12 protein-coding genes and 1 pseudogene are annotated in these 14,546 nt (G+C 65.8%); 5 read left to right on the top strand and 8 right to left on the bottom strand.

What is annotated here, in order from left to right; genetic code table 11:
* Positions 1 to 5: 5 nt before the first annotated feature.
* Positions 6 to 656 (top strand): YdcF family protein, encoded by a 651-nt coding sequence (locus AC628_RS21520; RefSeq protein WP_502689756.1) that lies wholly within the window; start codon positions 6 to 8, stop codon positions 654 to 656.
* 1 nt (position 657) lies between these two features.
* A pseudogene (locus AC628_RS21515) lies at positions 658 to 1,418 on the top strand (lysophospholipid acyltransferase family protein).
* Between the two features lie 108 nt (positions 1,419 to 1,526).
* Here AC628_RS21515 and AC628_RS21510 read toward each other — a convergent pair.
* The 6 genes from AC628_RS21510 to AC628_RS21490 all read right to left on the bottom strand — a co-directional run bounded on the left by AC628_RS21510 (position 1,527) and on the right by AC628_RS21490 (position 9,597).
* On the bottom strand, positions 1,527 to 3,008 hold the full coding sequence (locus AC628_RS21510) for an aldehyde dehydrogenase (protein ID WP_074128750.1): 1,482 nt from the start codon (positions 3,006 to 3,008) through the stop codon (positions 1,527 to 1,529).
* An 83-nt stretch (positions 3,009 to 3,091) separates the two neighbouring features.
* Positions 3,092 to 3,559 carry a peroxiredoxin family protein gene (locus AC628_RS21505; RefSeq protein WP_074128754.1) on the bottom strand — a complete coding sequence of 156 codons (468 nt, stop codon included), beginning with the start codon at positions 3,557 to 3,559 and terminating at the stop codon, positions 3,092 to 3,094.
* A gap of 126 nt (positions 3,560 to 3,685) precedes the next feature.
* Positions 3,686 to 6,979, bottom strand: coding sequence for an efflux RND transporter permease subunit (locus AC628_RS21500; RefSeq protein WP_074128749.1), 3,294 nt, complete (start codon positions 6,977 to 6,979; stop codon positions 3,686 to 3,688).
* A 136-nt stretch (positions 6,980 to 7,115) separates the two neighbouring features.
* The gene (locus AC628_RS42175; RefSeq protein ID WP_083633067.1) at positions 7,116 to 7,295 is read right to left on the bottom strand and encodes a hypothetical protein; all 180 of its coding nucleotides are present in this window, start codon (positions 7,293 to 7,295) and stop codon (positions 7,116 to 7,118) included.
* Positions 7,292 to 8,908: a tetratricopeptide repeat protein gene (locus AC628_RS21495; RefSeq protein ID WP_168193419.1), complete on the bottom strand. Its 1,617-nt coding sequence runs from the start codon at positions 8,906 to 8,908 to the stop codon at positions 7,292 to 7,294. Before AC628_RS21495 ends, AC628_RS42175 begins: the two co-directional genes overlap by 4 nt.
* 83 nt (positions 8,909 to 8,991) lie before the next feature.
* Positions 8,992 to 9,597: a gamma-glutamylcyclotransferase gene (locus AC628_RS21490; protein ID WP_074128748.1), complete on the bottom strand. Its 606-nt coding sequence runs from the start codon at positions 9,595 to 9,597 to the stop codon at positions 8,992 to 8,994.
* Positions 9,598 to 9,740: 143 nt separating this feature from the next.
* Between AC628_RS21490 and AC628_RS21485 the strand changes: the two genes are divergently transcribed.
* Entirely contained in the window at positions 9,741 to 10,928 is a 1,188-nt protein-coding gene (locus AC628_RS21485; protein ID WP_074128747.1) for a DUF2125 domain-containing protein, read from the top strand.
* 11 nt (positions 10,929 to 10,939) lie between these two features.
* Here the strand turns inward: AC628_RS21485 and AC628_RS21480 are convergent, their stop codons facing one another.
* Entirely contained in the window at positions 10,940 to 11,365 is a 426-nt protein-coding gene (locus AC628_RS21480) for a GFA family protein (protein WP_074128746.1), read from the bottom strand.
* Positions 11,366 to 11,570: 205 nt separating this feature from the next.
* A complete protein-coding gene (locus tag AC628_RS21475) occupies positions 11,571 to 11,888 on the bottom strand; it encodes an antibiotic biosynthesis monooxygenase family protein (RefSeq protein WP_074128753.1) in 318 nt (105 codons plus the stop codon).
* Between the two features lie 328 nt (positions 11,889 to 12,216).
* On the opposite strand from AC628_RS21475, the gene AC628_RS21470 reads away from it, so the two are divergent.
* Both AC628_RS21470 and AC628_RS21465 read left to right on the top strand, forming a co-directional pair.
* Positions 12,217 to 13,785, top strand: a complete 1,569-nt coding sequence (locus AC628_RS21470) for a hypothetical protein (protein ID WP_245321260.1) — start codon at positions 12,217 to 12,219, stop codon at positions 13,783 to 13,785.
* A 190-nt stretch (positions 13,786 to 13,975) separates the two neighbouring features.
* Positions 13,976 to 14,485 carry a hypothetical protein gene (locus tag AC628_RS21465; protein ID WP_074128744.1) on the top strand — a complete coding sequence of 170 codons (510 nt, stop codon included), beginning with the start codon at positions 13,976 to 13,978 and terminating at the stop codon, positions 14,483 to 14,485.
* Positions 14,486 to 14,546: the final 61 nt, after the last annotated feature.

Here is a 14,546-nt window from a genome sequence, read left to right as displayed (position 1 = left end):
CCGCCATCGTCGCGCCGCTGGCGCTGGCCTTCGTGGCGGCCGCGGTCGGTTTCATCGGCTTCCTGTCGCAATTGCGCGGCGTCGAGACCGACCCGCCGCACAATGCCGACGGCATCGTGGTGCTGACCGGCGGCTCGTCGCGGGTGTCGGATGCGATGGAGCTGTTGGCGGCCGGCTACGGCAAGCGCCTGCTGATCTCGGGCGTGCACCCGACCAACGACGCCAGCGATATTTCGCGTTCGGTGCCGGACAGCCAGGGGCTGATGCGCTGCTGCGTCGATCTCGACCGCTCGGCGATCAACACCCGCAGCAACGCGGCGGAGACGCGGCGCTGGGCGCGCGAACGCGGCTTCAAATCGCTGATCGTGGTGACCTCGAATTACCACATGCCGCGCGCCATCGTGGAACTGTCGCATGCGATGCCCGACATCACGCTGATCCCGTTCGCGGTGGTCGGCGACAAATGGCGCGACGAGCCGTGGTGGACGAGTGGCGGAACGTTCCGTCTCTTGCTATCGGAATACGCCAAATATGTCGCCGCGGAGGTCCGGGTGCGGCTCGCCGATATCGGCCTCGACCTGACCTCCGATCTCGCCGAGCAGCCGGCAGCGGCGCCACGCCGCCCGGCGACGGCGCAGGCGTCAAACAAGGACTGAAATGATCTTCCTGCGCTCGCTGATCTTCAACGTGCTGTTCTATCTGGTGCTGGTGCTGCTCTGCATCGTCGCGCTGCCGGCGCTGCTGCTGCCGCGCGGCGCGCTGATGGCGCTGGAGGCCGCATGGGCCAACATCAGCCTGTTCCTGATGCGCGTGATCTGCAACATCCGGATCGAGTTCCGCGGCGTCGAGAAGATCCCGCCGGGACCACTGGTCGTCGCCTCCAAGCACCAGTCGTTCTGGGAGACGTTTGCGCTGGTGCGCTGCTTCGAGCACCCGCTGTTCATCCTCAAGCGCGAGCTGATGATGATCCCGGTGTTCGGCTGGTACCTGAAGAAGGTCGGCATGATCTCGGTGGAACGCGGCGGCGGCCCGCGCTCGCTGATCAAGACGCTGAAGCGCGCCGCCGCCGAGGTGAAGCTCGGCCGTCAGCTCGTGATCTTCCCCGAGGCACCCGCACTGCGCCCGGCGCCGCGCCGAACTACAAGGCCGGCGTCGCGCAGATCTATGCCGAGAGCGGCGTGCCGTGCCTGCCGATCGCGCTCAATTCCGGGCTGTTCTGGCCGCGCCGCACCTTCATGCGCTATCCCGGCACGCTGGTGGTCGAGTTCCTCGATCCGCTGCCGCCGGGCCTGCCGCGCGACGAGTTCATGACCCGCCTGCGCGACCAGATCGAAACCGCCACCACCCGCATCGTCGACGCCGGCCGCGCCGAGCAGGCGAAATTGTTCGGCGGCGTGCCGAGCCCCGCGAAGGGGTAGGGGGGCGTTGACTTCCATTCAGTCGGTCGAGCGGCGCGCACGCTGCACCTCTCCCGCTTGCGGGTGGGAGCGCAGCAATGCTTGCGGCCTATGACGACACGTTAGCCCTCACCGCATCACGAAGGGATTGGCCGGCACGTCGGTCGCGGTCGAGATCCAGACGCTCTTGGTCTCCTGATATTCGCGCACCGCGTCGATGCCGCTCTCGCGGCCGACGCCTGAAAATTTCATGCCGCCGAACGGCATCATGTAGCTGATGGCACGATACGTGTTCACCCACACGGTGCCGGCGCGCAGCTGCTTCGGCACGCGGATGGCGCGGGCGAGGTCCTTGGTCCAGATGCCGGCGGCGAGGCCGTAGATGGTGTCGTTGGCGATCCGGATGGCGTCTTCCTCGGTGTCGAAGGAGATGATCGACAGCACCGGGCCGAACACCTCCTCGCGCGCGATCCGCATGGTGTTGTCGACATCGGTGAAGATGGTCGGCTCGACAAATTGCCCGCCCTTGATGCCGTCGCCAGATGCCGGCTTGCCGCCGAGCAGGCAGCGCGCGCCTTCGGCCTTGGCGATGTCGATGTAGTCGAGCACCTTCTTGTACTGCGCCGGCGTCGTGATCGGGCCGACATTGGTGTCCGACTGCATGGGATCGCCGATCTTGGCGGATTTCGCCAGCTCCAGCACGCGGGCGACGAACTTCTCCTTGATCGAGCTCTGCACCAGGAGACGCGATCCGGCGATGCAGGTCTGTCCCGTGGCGGCGAAGATGCCGGAGATCGCGCCGGCCGCAGCCGCCGTGAGGTCGGCATCCTCGAACACGATGTTGGGCGACTTTCCGCCGAGCTCGAGCGAGACGCGTTTCAGGCTCTTGGCCGCGGTCTCGTAGACCTTGGCGCCGGTCGTGTCCGATCCGGTGAAGGTGATCTTGGCGACGCCGGGATGCGAGATCAGCGCGGAGCCGGCCTCGGGCCCGAAGCCGGTCACCACGTTGAAGATGCCGTCGGGAATCCCGGCCTCTTTCGTCAGCGCCGCGAACTCCAGCGTGCTGGCTGAAGTAAATTCAGACGGCTTGACGACCACGGCGCAGCCGGCCGCGAGCGCGGCGGCGCATTTCCAGGCGACGAACAGCAGCGGCGAATTCCAGGCGGTCAGCGCCGCGACGACGCCGACCGGCTCATGCGTCGTGTAGGCAAAGGTCTCGGCCTTGTCGATCGGCACCAGGCCGCCCTCGAGCTTGTCGACGAGGCCGCCGAAATACCACCACCACTCCGGATGGTAGCGCAGCTGGCCCAGCATCTCCGCCATCAGCTTGCCGTTGTCGCGCACCTCGATCTCGGCGAGGCGCTCGGCATTGGCGGCGACGACGTCGCCGAGCTTGCGCATCGCCTTGCCGCGTGCGGAGGCCGTCATCTTCGCCCACGGGCCGTTCCACATCGCCTCGTTTGCGGCCTTGACCGCCTTGTCGGCGTCGGCGGCCGTGCCGCGCGGAATCTTGGCCCAGGCCTCGCCGCGATAGGGATCGATCGATTCGAACCACTCGCCATTGGCCGGGTCGACATACTGGCCGTTGATGTAGAGCTGATAGGTCTTCATGAGATCCTCCCGGGTTTCCCAAACGGTATCATGCCTCGCGCGATGCCGTCATAACGCGGCTGCGTGAACGGGGTTGCTGGGCCTCAGCCGTGCGGTGCGGCAAGCTCGGCCGCGATGATGGCGCCGAGCGCCATGTCGCTCTGCTGGCCGAAACCGTGATGCACGATGTTGCCGTCGCGGCCGATCAGGATGCTGGTCGGGGTTCCCTGCATGCCGTAGCGCTGCATGGTGACGGGGATCGGCGTGCCTTCGCCGGCCGCGTCGACGCCGATCGGGAAGGTCAGCCGGTATTCGTGGATGAAGGCTTCCAGCGACACTGGCGTCATCGCCGCGTGGTGCTCGAATACGGTGTGCAGCCCGATCACCTGGAGGTCCGAATGCTTGAACAGCTCGAACGCGCGCTGGGTCTGCGGCGTGCCATGCGATACGCAGCCGGGACACAGCATCTGGAACGCGTGCAGCAGCACCGGGCGGCCGCGCAGCCCGGCCAGGGTCAGCGGTTCGTTGCTGTTGAACCAGCGCGACGCGGCGATTTCAGGTGCTGGAGTCACGGCCTGGTTCCTTGCGCCTGCCAACCCGTTGCAAGTTGGCAAGATCGGCGATGGCCTGTCAACGGCTGCTAGCATGATCCGGAAAAGTGCGAAGCGGTTTTCCGGAAAAGATCATGCTCAAACAATTCACGAAGCGCTTGCCGCCGCCCGGCGTGCGCGGCGCGCCGCGCGGCGCCGCTGGGTCCACAGCCTCGCGCGGTCGAGATAGAGGTAGACCACTGGCGTCGTGTACAGCGTCAGGATCTGGCTCAGGATCAGTCCGCCGAAGATCGCGATGCCGAGCGGTTGGCGCAGCTCGCTGCCTTCGCCGAGGCCGATCATCAGCGGCACCGCGCCGAACAAAGCGGCGAGCGTCGTCATCATGATCGGGCGGAAGCGCATCAGGCAGGCCTGGTAGATCGCATCGCGCGACGACAGCCCGCGCTGGCGCTCGGCGTCGAGCGCGAAGTCGATCATCATGATGGCGTTCTTCTTGACGATGCCGACCAAGAGGATCACCCCGATCATGCCGATGATGTCGAAATCGGTGTGCGACAGCATCAAGGCCGCCACCGCCCCGACGCCGGCCGAAGGCAGGGTCGAGAGGATGGTCAGCGGGTGGATGTAGCTCTCATAGAGCATGCCGAGCGAGATGTAGATGGTCGCGAGCGCGGCGAGGATCAGGAACAGCTCGTTCGCCAACGCCTGCTGGAAGATCTTCGCGGAGCCGGCAAAGCCGCCGGAAATGCCGGCGGGCATGCCGAGCGCGTGCATCGCAGTCTCGATCGTGGTGGTGGCCGTGCTCAGCGAGACGCCCGGCGGCAGATTGAACGAGATGGTGCTGGACACCAAGAGATCCTGGTGATTGACCGAGAGCGGCGTATCGCCATGCTCGAAGCGCGCGACGCTGGACAGCGGGATCATGGTCTCGGCGCTGGTCGAGACCGCGGTTCCGGTCGAGGCGACGCCCTTGCCGGTGGCGCCGATCGAATTGGTCGCCTGATTGCGCACCACGTTGGCGGCGACCGAACTGATCGTGCTCTTCTGCGACGGCGAGGCCACGGTCCCGGCCACCGCATTGGTGCTCTGCGTGCCGCTCGCCGATCCGCCCGAGGTCGAGATGTAGACCTCCTTCAAGGTCTGCGGGTCCTGCGAGAAGCGCGGCGCGACCTCCATGATCACGTGATACTGGTTGCGCGCGACGAAGATGGTCGAGACCTGGCGCTGCCCGAACGCGTCGTAGAGCGTGTTGTCGAGCTGGCTGACGGTGATGCCGAGCCGCGAGGCGGCGTCGCGATCGATCACCAGATTGGCCTGCAGCGCCTTGTTCTGCTGGTCGCTGTTGACGTCGGCGAGGGTCGGCTCCTTCTGCAGCGCGGCGACGAGTTTTGGCGTCCACTCGTTCAGCTCCGCGAAGGTCGAGCCCTTCAGCGTGTATTGATACGCCGCATTGCCCGAGCGTCCGCCGGCGCCGAGGTCGCCGATCGATTGCAGGAACAGGGTAGCGCCCGCCACATGCGCCAATGGCTCGCGCAGCCGCTCGATCACCTTGTCGGCGCGCAGGTTGCGCTCGCCCATCGGCTTCAGCGAGGCGAACACGGTGCCGGTATTGGTGCCGCCCGGGCCGACGCCGCCACCGCCGGTGAAGCCGACCGCGGTATCGACCGCCGGATCTGATTTCACGATGTCGATGAACTGGGTCAGCTTCTGCTGCATCAGCTGGAACGAGGTGCTCTGGTCGGCCTGGATCGAGCCGACCAGCAGCCCGGTGTCCTGCTGCGGCACGAAGCCCTTCGGCACGACCCTGTAGAGATGGAAGTTCAGATAGAGCGTGGAGCCCAGGATCAGCATCACCAAGAGCGGATGGCGCAGCGCGAGGCTGAGTGTCGCGCGGTAGCCGCCCAGCAGCAGCTCGAACAGGCGCTCGCTGATCCGGTAGATCCGGCCATGCGGCTGGCCTTCCTCCTTGCGTAGCAGCACCGCGCACATCATCGGCGTCGTGGTCAGCGAGACCACCAGCGAGATCACGATCGCGATCGTGATGGTCATGGCGAATTCGCGGAACAGGCGGCCGACCAGCCCGCCCATCAAGAGGATCGGCACGAACACCGCGACCAGCGACACGCTCATCGACAGCACGGTGAAGCCGACCTCGCGGGTGCCGACCAGCGTCGCCTCCAGCCGCGACAGCCCGGCATCCATGTGGCGGGTGATGTTTTCCAGCACCACGATGGCGTCGTCGACCACGAAGCCCGTCGCCACCGTCAGCGCCATCAGCGAGAAGATGTCGAGCGTGTAGCCGAGCAGATACATCACGGCGAAGGTCGCGATCAGCGACACGCCGACCGCCACCACAGGCACCAGCGTCGCCCGCGCATTGCGCAGGAACGCGAACACGACCAGGATCACCAGCGCGACCGCGATCAGGAGCGTGATCTCGACGTCGTGCAGCGAGGCCCGGATCGTCTTCGAGCGGTCCATCGCCAGCGTGATGTCGATCGCGGGCGAAACGGAGGCTCTGAGCTGCGGCATCAGCCCCTTCACATTGTCGACCATCTTGATGATGTTGGCGCCCGGCTGCCGGTACACGATCATCACGACGGCCGGCTTGCCGTTGGCGAGGCCGAGCGTGCGCGCATTCTCCACGGAATCGATGACGTCGCCGACGTCGGTCAGCCGCACCGCCGCGCCGTTGCGGTAGGCGACGACCAGCGGCTTGTAGTCGGCGGCCTTGCGGGCCTGGTCGTTGGCGTAGATCTGGTAGCGCTGGTCGCCGACGTCGATGCCGCCCTTCGGGCTGTGCGCGTTGGCGCTCGAGAGCGCGGCACGGACGTCCTCGAGCCCGATGCCGTATTTGTAGAGTGCCGGCGGGATCAGCTCGACGCGCACCGCGGGCAGCGAGCCGCCGCCGACCGAGACTTCGCCGACGCCCTCGACCTGCGACAGCTTCTGGGCGAGCACGGTCGAGGCGGCGTCATAGAGCTCGGCCGGCGTCAGCGTGTCCGAGGTCAGGGTGTAGATCAGGATCGGCGCCGAGGCCGGGTTGAACTTGCGGTAGGTCGGATTGGCGCGGAGGTTGGTCGGCAGGTCGGCGCGCGCCGCATTGATCGCAGCCTGCACGTCGCGCGCGGCGCCGTTGATGTCGCGGTCGATGTCGAATTGCAGCGTGATGCGGGCGTTGCCGAGCGAGGACACCGAGGTCATTTCGGTGACGCTGGCGATCTGGCCGAGATGCCGTTCCAGGGGGCTTGCCACGGTGGCGGCGACGTCGGCGGGGCTGGCGCCGGGCAAGGTCGCCTGCACCATGATGGTCGGGATGTCGACGTCGGGCAGCGGCGACACCGGCAGCTTGAAGAACGCAATGATGCCCGCCACGACAAGTCCAAGCGACAGCAGCGTGGTGCCGACCGGCCGGCGGACAAAGGGAGCGGAGAGGTTCATTGCATCAGCGAGCGATGTTTGCGGATGAGCTTCTATCCGTCCGCGCCGCGATGCAAAAGCCTAAATGTCACAGGGCGCCGCCACACCTCCGCCGCGATTTGCCGGGTTGCGGCCAGGCGCGGTTGACGTCCGCAGACTATTTCGCCGCGTTCTGGCTCGCGCCGACGAAGTAGAAATCTTCGCTTCCCGGAACCGAGCCATAGCTGAAGGGCTGCTGCCGCCTGTCCGTTGCGGCCATCACGTCGTCGCGCACGAGGTCGAACAGCTTGCGGATCTCGATCCGGGGCGTCTGCATGCGCTTGATCAGCGCGGTCACGAACGGGCTATGACCGCCGTCGCCGTCGAGCGCGACCTGGCCGTGCTTGGGGCGTAGACGACGAGCGTGCCGCTGTCGGGTTCGACCTGGGCCAGGCCCCTGCCGATGGAGCGTGACGCGACGGTGCGCTTGATCTGGTTGGCGAACGGATTGTCGCGGCAGGCATCGAGAATAACGAGATGCAGCTTGCGCGCCCCTTCGGTGGCGCCCATCACCTGGGTCAGCGCGACGGCCTCATACTGCACGTCGCGGTCGGTCGCGAGTTTGGCATCGACCGGCACCAGATAGTTCTCGCCCGCCATCTCCATGCCGTGCCCAGCATAATAGATCACGGCCCAGTCGGAGCCATCGGCCGCGTTGGCGAATGACTTAAGCGCCTCGACCAGGCTGTCGCGCGTGGCGTCGGTGACGAGGCGGACATCCTGAAAGCCCGCCGCGCGCAGCGTATCGGTAATCGCCGCGGCGTCCTGGCCGGGGTTCGGCAGCACCGGCACGGAGCGGTATTTTGAATTGCCCATGACCAGGGCGACGCGCTTTTCGGGCGCCGCCTTCGAGCCCGTGCCGATCGGCGCGGCCGGAACGGCCGTGGCGAGCGCGGGAGCAGGTTTCGCCGCGGCGTGATCCGTGCCGACGCTCTTCTCCGTGGTGGCGACCTTCTCCAGCCGTTGCAGGCCTTCCCTGGCGACGCGCTGGCCCTGCGTGCGGTCGAGCTGGTCGAGGCCGATGACATCGAGCGCGTGCCGGAAGTCGGCGCGCGCCGCGTCGATATCGCCCTTCTTCTCGTCGGCGAGACCGCGCCGTGCGTAGTTCAGCGCGCCCTGGGCATTGAGTTGCGTCGCGTGGTCGTAGTCGCGGATGGCCTGATCGAGCTCGCCTTTGCTCGCCAGCGTCAGGCCGCGCAGCGAGTAGAACTCGGGTTGCCCATTCTGGATGCCGATCGCGCGGTCGACATCCAGCGCGGCATTGTCGAGATCGCCGGCGCTGATCTCGACCACGGCGCGGCAATAATACGGGCCGGCCGCGCGGGGCGCGAGCTTGATCGCATCCTGGCAATGCAGCGCCGCGAGCCGGTCCTTGCCGCTGAAATCATAGACCAGCGCGCGATTGACATAGGCGTACCACGAGTTGGGATCGAGCTCGATCGACTTGCCGTAGTCGGCCAGCGCGCGATCATAATCGCCGGTGGCAACGAACAGCTCGGCGCGATTGTTGAACCAGCCGGCGCTGAACGGGCCGGCAGGCTTGAGCTGGATCGCCCGATCGAAATCGCTCAGCGCGCGGTCATAGTCCTGGTTCTGCAGGAAGACCTTGGCCCGCTGGCCATAGGACGGTGCAAACGACGGATTGATCGCGATCGACTGATCGTAGTCCGCCTTGGCTTTCTCCAGGTCCCCCTTGTTATGCCAGGCCAGCGCGCGGTTGTAATAGGTGATCGCAAGGTCGCGTCCCCTGGGATTGGCCGCGATCAGGCGGGTGCAGGCGGGGATCGCGAGCTCCGGATGCGGATCCCTGGCGTCGCACGCCGCGCCATCCTCTCGCAGTCCGGCATAGGATGGAGTGTTGAGCAGCAACAGCAGGCCGAGTGCGGCGAGCTTGAGCAATGAGGGGCGCATTCCGGTCATTCCATTCCAGCGACCGGAAATTGAGACCACAATGTTGTTCGCGCCGTGGCAAGAATTCGCGCGAGGTTCCGCGCTCAGGCCGGATCGAGCCCGTCAGCGGCACGTGCGTCCCGATGAAGCGGGCCGGCATCATGCAGCATGGTCGCGAGCTGGTGCAGTTGGGTGTCGCGAAAACCCTGCTTCTCGATCGAGGCAACGGTCGAGAGCACATAGTCGCGGTTGTTGCCGGAGCGGCCATGGCCCTGCTGCACCAGGCGCAACTGCTCGGTTAGCGACAGCCGCCCGGCATATTGCACATGGCCGCGGTCGACCACATAGGCCAGCGCAGAGACGCGATCGCGCGCCGCATTCTCCAGCCACACCGAGCGCATCACCTCGCGATACACGTTGGTGGTCTGCTCGCGCGCCCGCAAATAGGCGATGGTGTCGTGGCGCAGCCGGGCGGCGACGCGGAACGCGATGCCGCGGCAGGCGCCGCCGCGGTCGAGCCCGAGCACCAGGCCCGGCTTCTCCGGCGTGCCGCGGTGGTCGAACGAATAGACGCAGAGCGCGCGATGCTCGCCGATCAGCCGCGCCGGCACCTGCTCGAGGAACTCGAAGCCCGGCTTCCACATCAGCGAGCCGTAGCCGAACACCCAGAGGTCGCCGTCGGTTTCGGAATGGGGGGGATTTGCTGACATCGCGCTGATGGGCTAGCAGAACGGGCCGCCCAAGCGAAGCAGATTCCGTGATGTTTCCAAGGGTTGCTCAGGGCTTGGTCAAGGGTTGTTCAAGCCGTGCAGCCGCTTAGATTTTGACAAATTCGCGCTCCAAAGGACGCCGCATGTCCGATTTGACCTCTGCCCCCCGCCGCCGCTCGCGCTTCGGCCTCTATGCCGTCCCCGTCGCGGTCCTGATCGCCGCGGTGCTGTGGAGCGGATTCTGGTTCTTCGCCGCCTCGCAGGTCGGTGTGCAGGCCGATGCCTGGCGCGCGCAGGAGGCGAAGGCCGGCCGGGTCTATGATTGCGACAAGCGCTCGGTGGCGGGTTACCCGTTCCGGCTCGAGATCCGCTGCGAGCAGCCCAGCGTGATGCTGGTGTCGCAGACCGCCTCGCCGCAGATGTCGTTCGTGGCGCGGCTGGCCGAAATCCTGGTCGTGGCGCAGATCTATGATCCCAAGCTCGTGATCGCGGAGTTCAAGGGCCCCGCCTCGATCGCCGAGCGCAACGCGCAGCCGACGCTGTCGGTCGACTGGCGCCTCGGACGCGCCAGCGTGGTCGGTCTGCCGGCGGTGCCGCAGCGCGCCTCGCTCGTGTTCGACGATCTCGCCATCGACCGCACCGGCGGTCCCGCGCCGACGCCGCTGATGCGCGTCAATCACATCGAGTTGCACGGCCGCCAGGTCGAAGGCTCGGCGCCGGACAATCCCGCGATCGAGACCGTGCTGCAGATTGCCGGCGGCACCTTGCAGGAGGTGCATCCGCTGCTCACCCAGCCGTTCAACGCCGACATCCATGCGCGGCTGAACGGGTTGAAGGATTTCTCGCCGAAGCCGTGGCCGGATCGTTTCCGCGAGATCCAGGCGGCCGGCGGCAGCGTCGAGATCCAGCAGTCGCGGATCGAGCAGGGCGATGTGCTGTCGGTCGCGGCCGGCACGCTCCGCCTCAACGCGCAAGGGCGCATCGAGGGCGAGTTGCAGATGACGGTCGCCGGCCTCGAGCGCGTCATCCCTGCGCTCGGCATCGACAAGATGCTGGAGGAGGGCGTGCCGCAGTCGACGCTCGATCGCGTCGCGCCGGGCGTGAAGAGCCAGGATCTCAGCAATCTCTTCGGCGCGCTGGATCGCGCGATCCCCGGCCTCGGCAAGGTGATCAAGCAGAACGCCAATGCCGGCATCTCGGCCGGCATCAATTCGCTCGGCACCGAGGCCACGCTCGAAGGCAAGAAGGCGCGCAGCTTCCCGCTGCGCTTCGCCGACGGCGCGGTGTTTTTGGGCCCGCTGAAGGTCGCGCAGATCCCGCCGCTGTTTTGAGCAAACGTCGCTCAGTCAGTCGGGATGAAACGGAGCGTGCCGGCGCGACGCGTTGGCTTGCCGGTGTCGTTGGTGTGATTGACGCCGTCCATGACCGGCACGTCAGGGAAATCAAACGGGCTGACTCCGTCGAGGCAAGCCACGTTGACGGCATAGAGGTTCTGGTCCGAGCGTCGTTGATGATGGGTGTAGATTCCGCAGCGGGAACAGAAGAAGTGCTGCGCCGTTCCGCTATGGAAGCGGTAGCTTGTCAGCGCGTCCTCGCCCTGCAGGAATTTGATCCCGCCCATTTCGGCCATGGCGACGACGGCGCCGCGCATGCGGCAGTAGGAGCAGGTGCAGCGGCGGATCGAGTTGAAGCCGTCGCTGAGCGTCACCTTGAAACGCACCGTACCGCAATGGCACTGGCCAGCCCGAACGTTCGTGTCGTCCACCATGTTCGTCGTGTCTCCGGTTCGTGACCTCTGCGAAGGTCATTTGCTGACCGAGACTGATCTCGGTACGGAGCTATCCTTAAACTCCGAGCCGGACAATCCCGCAAAAACTCGCGCATGGCGTTAGAAAAACTCACGCGAAGGCGCGAAGTCACCTTCATGGTGCTGCGTGAATTGCCCTGCGTGGTTGCGCGTTGCTGCCGGGCGCTCAGGAATGTTCAAAGGGGCCGACCTCGCGGATCACCTTGCAGATTTGCAGGAATCCGCTGGCGTAAAATTCGGCATGTCCTCGTTGCATTGTTTCGACATGGTCGGGATGCCTGCGCCAGGCTTCGAGCGCTTCCTCCGAGGCGAAGCGAAACAAGGTGATCTCTTCGCCATCCGCCGCCTTGAACGATTTCACCGAGACGAATCCCGGAAGGCGGCTGACAATATCGTACATGCGTTCGCCGAGCCGGTTGTATTCGTCGAGCGCGGCGTTCTTTCGCAGCTTCAGGTCGCCAATCACAATGACTTCACCGATCATGTTGCTGTCCTTTGTCCATCGGCTGTCCACGGCGGCCTGAAAACAGCCGCCCGAACGACAATTCGCTGCCGGGACCGGTGTGTTACGCGTCCATCCCGGTGTTCTTCGCGCGAGATCGCAGACCTCCGCAGGTCCCGTGAGGCGGATGCGCGCCCTCCGCACCGAGCGGACTCATTACTCCCTCGCGCGCGATATCGTCCATCACCGTAATCTATTCCTGCAGTCGCGATGAGAAAAACGTGACCGCAATCTTGCGGGTCGCCGCGAATATCATTCCCCGAGTACCGCTCTCTCTCGCCTGAGGAAACAACCTCGTGTGGAGGAAGCGATGCGAATTCTCGGGGGAATTCTGCTCGGCAGCATGCTGTTGTCGGCAGGTCCAGCGTTGGCGGATGACGATGCGTCGGAGCTGAAGGTGTTGAAGGCACGCCTCAAGCAGCTCGAACAGAAGATGGAGGTGCAGGCGCGCAAGGAGGAGGCGCTGGCGGCAAGGCAGAGCGCAATGCAAAACACGAAGATGGCGGCCAAGGCGCCGGTGCCGTTCGATCCCTGCGCATCGGGCAAGCTCTGCTACAAGGGCGTTACCTTCACCTTCGGCGGCTGGGTCGATCTCACCGGCATCTATCGCACCCGCAATCTCGCCTCCGACACCGGTTCGGTCTACGCCTTCATTCCGTTCCCGCAGAGCAAGAACTTCAACACCGGCGAGTCGCGCTTCTCGGCGCGGCAGACCCGCTTCTCGGTGCTTGCGGAAGCCGAGGTGTTCGCCAACACCCGCGTCGCCGGCTACGGCGAAATGGATTTCGAAGGCGCGGCGCAGACCGCGAGCTCGGTTGCGACCAACTCCTTCAACCCGCGGCTGCGGCAGGCCAGCGTCGAGGTCGATCGCACCGATCTCGGCCTGCATGTCCTTGCCGGCCAGAGCTGGTCGCTGAACGCGCCGAGCAAGGCCGGCATCGATCCGCGTTCGGTCGATGCGCCCGGCGTGATCGATTTCGAATCGGTGCCCGGCTTCCTCGCGGCCCGGCAGCCCGGCATCCGGGTCTGGCAGGACATCGGGCCTGAATTCAAGCTCGCGGTCTCGGCCGAAAATCCGCAGACCTCGTTCTTCGGCGGCAACACGCCGCTGGTCGGCACGCCTGCGGTCGGGCCGCAGGGCGTGCTCAATCCGAACCTGCTGGTCAACCTCACCGGTCCGGGCGGCAGCTTCTTCAACAACGCCAACAATGTCAGCCTCAATCACGTGCCTGATTTCACCGTGAAGGGGGCGTGGGATCCGCGGCTCGGGCCCTACAAGCTGCATGTCGAGGGCTGGGCGCTGTATCGCGACTTCTACGATCGCTTCAACTTCGCCAATCACGACGTCAACACGGTGAGCTTCGGCGGGCATTTCTCGGCGGAGATCGTGCCGAAGCTGCTCGAGCTGCAGGGCTCCGCGTCGCACGGCGCGCTCGGCCGCTTCACCGCGGCGCCGTTCCCGGATGCGACGGTGCGCCAGGACGGTACGATCCAGCCGCTGCCGATCACGGCGTTCCTGCTCGGTACGGTCTGGCACACGACGCCGTCGCTCGATCTCTACGCCTATGCCGGCCTCGAGAAGACCAAGGCGACGTTCTCCAATGTCGGCTCGGTGCCGTTCGGCTACGGCAATCCGCTCTACAACAATCTCGGCTGCAACATCGAGAACTCGCCGGCCGCGACCTGCAACGGCAACACTTCGGAGGTCAGGCAGTATACCGCCGGCTTCTACGACACGATCTTCAAGGGTGACTACGGGGCGATCAAGGCCGGCGTCCAGTACTCCTACAACCAGCGCTTCGCCTTCGCAGGTGTCGGCGGCGCGCCGAGGACCGACGATCACATCATCATGTCGCAGATCCGCTACTACCCGTTCTAGGGCGTCGAGCAGAGTGCTTCGGCTCCGGGAGGGTGTGAACCTCAACCTCGTCATTGCGAGGAGCGTAGCGACGAAGCAATCCATCGCCGTATTTGCCGCGCTGTGGATTGCTTCGCTTCGCTCGCAATGACGGGATGGATGGATTCGCAGTGAAGCGATCGGAGCGAAGCGGAGGAAAGGAACACCGCAGATGAGGATCATGTCCAGGCCGAAGGAGAGGGCCGTGATCGCCCGCGAGTTGATGATGGTCAGCCGCGCCGCGCATGTGTTGCAGCGAACCGGCCTGGCGATGGCGGGGGCCATGGCCGGCACCTTCGTCGCCGCGCAGCTGGCGAAGGGCCATGTCGCGGTCTTCGGCACGCTTGCGTTCATCGTGACGGCGATCGTGATCGGGGCCGCCGGCTTCTACCTCGGCATCGATATTCCGAGGCCGGCCTTGCGCGCGACGGGCCGCATCGATGCCGTCGAGCTCATGAGCGCGGGCGGTATCTTCCTCGCCGCGCTGGCTGCGCTGGTGTCGGTCTACGGGATCATCTTCGACGAGATTCCGCCGCGGGCCTGGGAGTTCGTGATCGGGTCCTGGTGGTTCGGCGGTGTCCTCATGCTGGCGACGGCCGGCCTCGTCGGCCGCCAGCGGCTGACACAGAAGGTGGCGCCGATATCGGCGGGGCCGATCAGGGATCAACGCTTGCGGCGGTGAGCGTGTCCCGCTGCGCCAATCTGTCCCGTAGCTGAGCCTGCCCGATGCGATACCCTCGCTG

Source organism: Bradyrhizobium sp. NAS96.2 (assembly GCF_001908235.1).
GTDB lineage: Bacteria > Pseudomonadota > Alphaproteobacteria > Rhizobiales > Xanthobacteraceae > Bradyrhizobium.
This window is presented reverse-complemented; position numbering and strand designations above follow the sequence as displayed.

Bases quoted from the DNA above. Each gene is read 5' to 3' on its own strand.
- AC628_RS21510 (WP_074128750.1), bottom strand. From the start codon at position 3,008: ATGAAGACCTATCAGCTCTACATCAACGGCCAGTATGTCGACCCGGCC.
- AC628_RS21500 (WP_074128749.1), bottom strand. From the start codon at position 6,979: ATGAACCTCTCCGCTCCCTTTGTCCGCCGGCCGGTCGGCACCACGCTG.
- AC628_RS21495 (WP_168193419.1), bottom strand. From the start codon at position 8,908: ATGCGCCCCTCATTGCTCAAGCTCGCCGCACTCGGCCTGCTGTTGCTG.
- AC628_RS21490 (WP_074128748.1), bottom strand. From the start codon at position 9,597: ATGTCAGCAAATCCCCCCCATTCCGAAACCGACGGCGACCTCTGGGTG.
- AC628_RS21485 (WP_074128747.1), top strand. From the start codon at position 9,741: ATGTCCGATTTGACCTCTGCCCCCCGCCGCCGCTCGCGCTTCGGCCTC.
- AC628_RS21480 (WP_074128746.1), bottom strand. From the start codon at position 11,365: ATGGTGGACGACACGAACGTTCGGGCTGGCCAGTGCCATTGCGGTACG.
- AC628_RS21475 (WP_074128753.1), bottom strand. From the start codon at position 11,888: ATGATCGGTGAAGTCATTGTGATTGGCGACCTGAAGCTGCGAAAGAAC.
- AC628_RS21470 (WP_245321260.1), top strand. From the start codon at position 12,217: ATGCGAATTCTCGGGGGAATTCTGCTCGGCAGCATGCTGTTGTCGGCA.
- AC628_RS21465 (WP_074128744.1), top strand. From the start codon at position 13,976: ATGAGGATCATGTCCAGGCCGAAGGAGAGGGCCGTGATCGCCCGCGAG.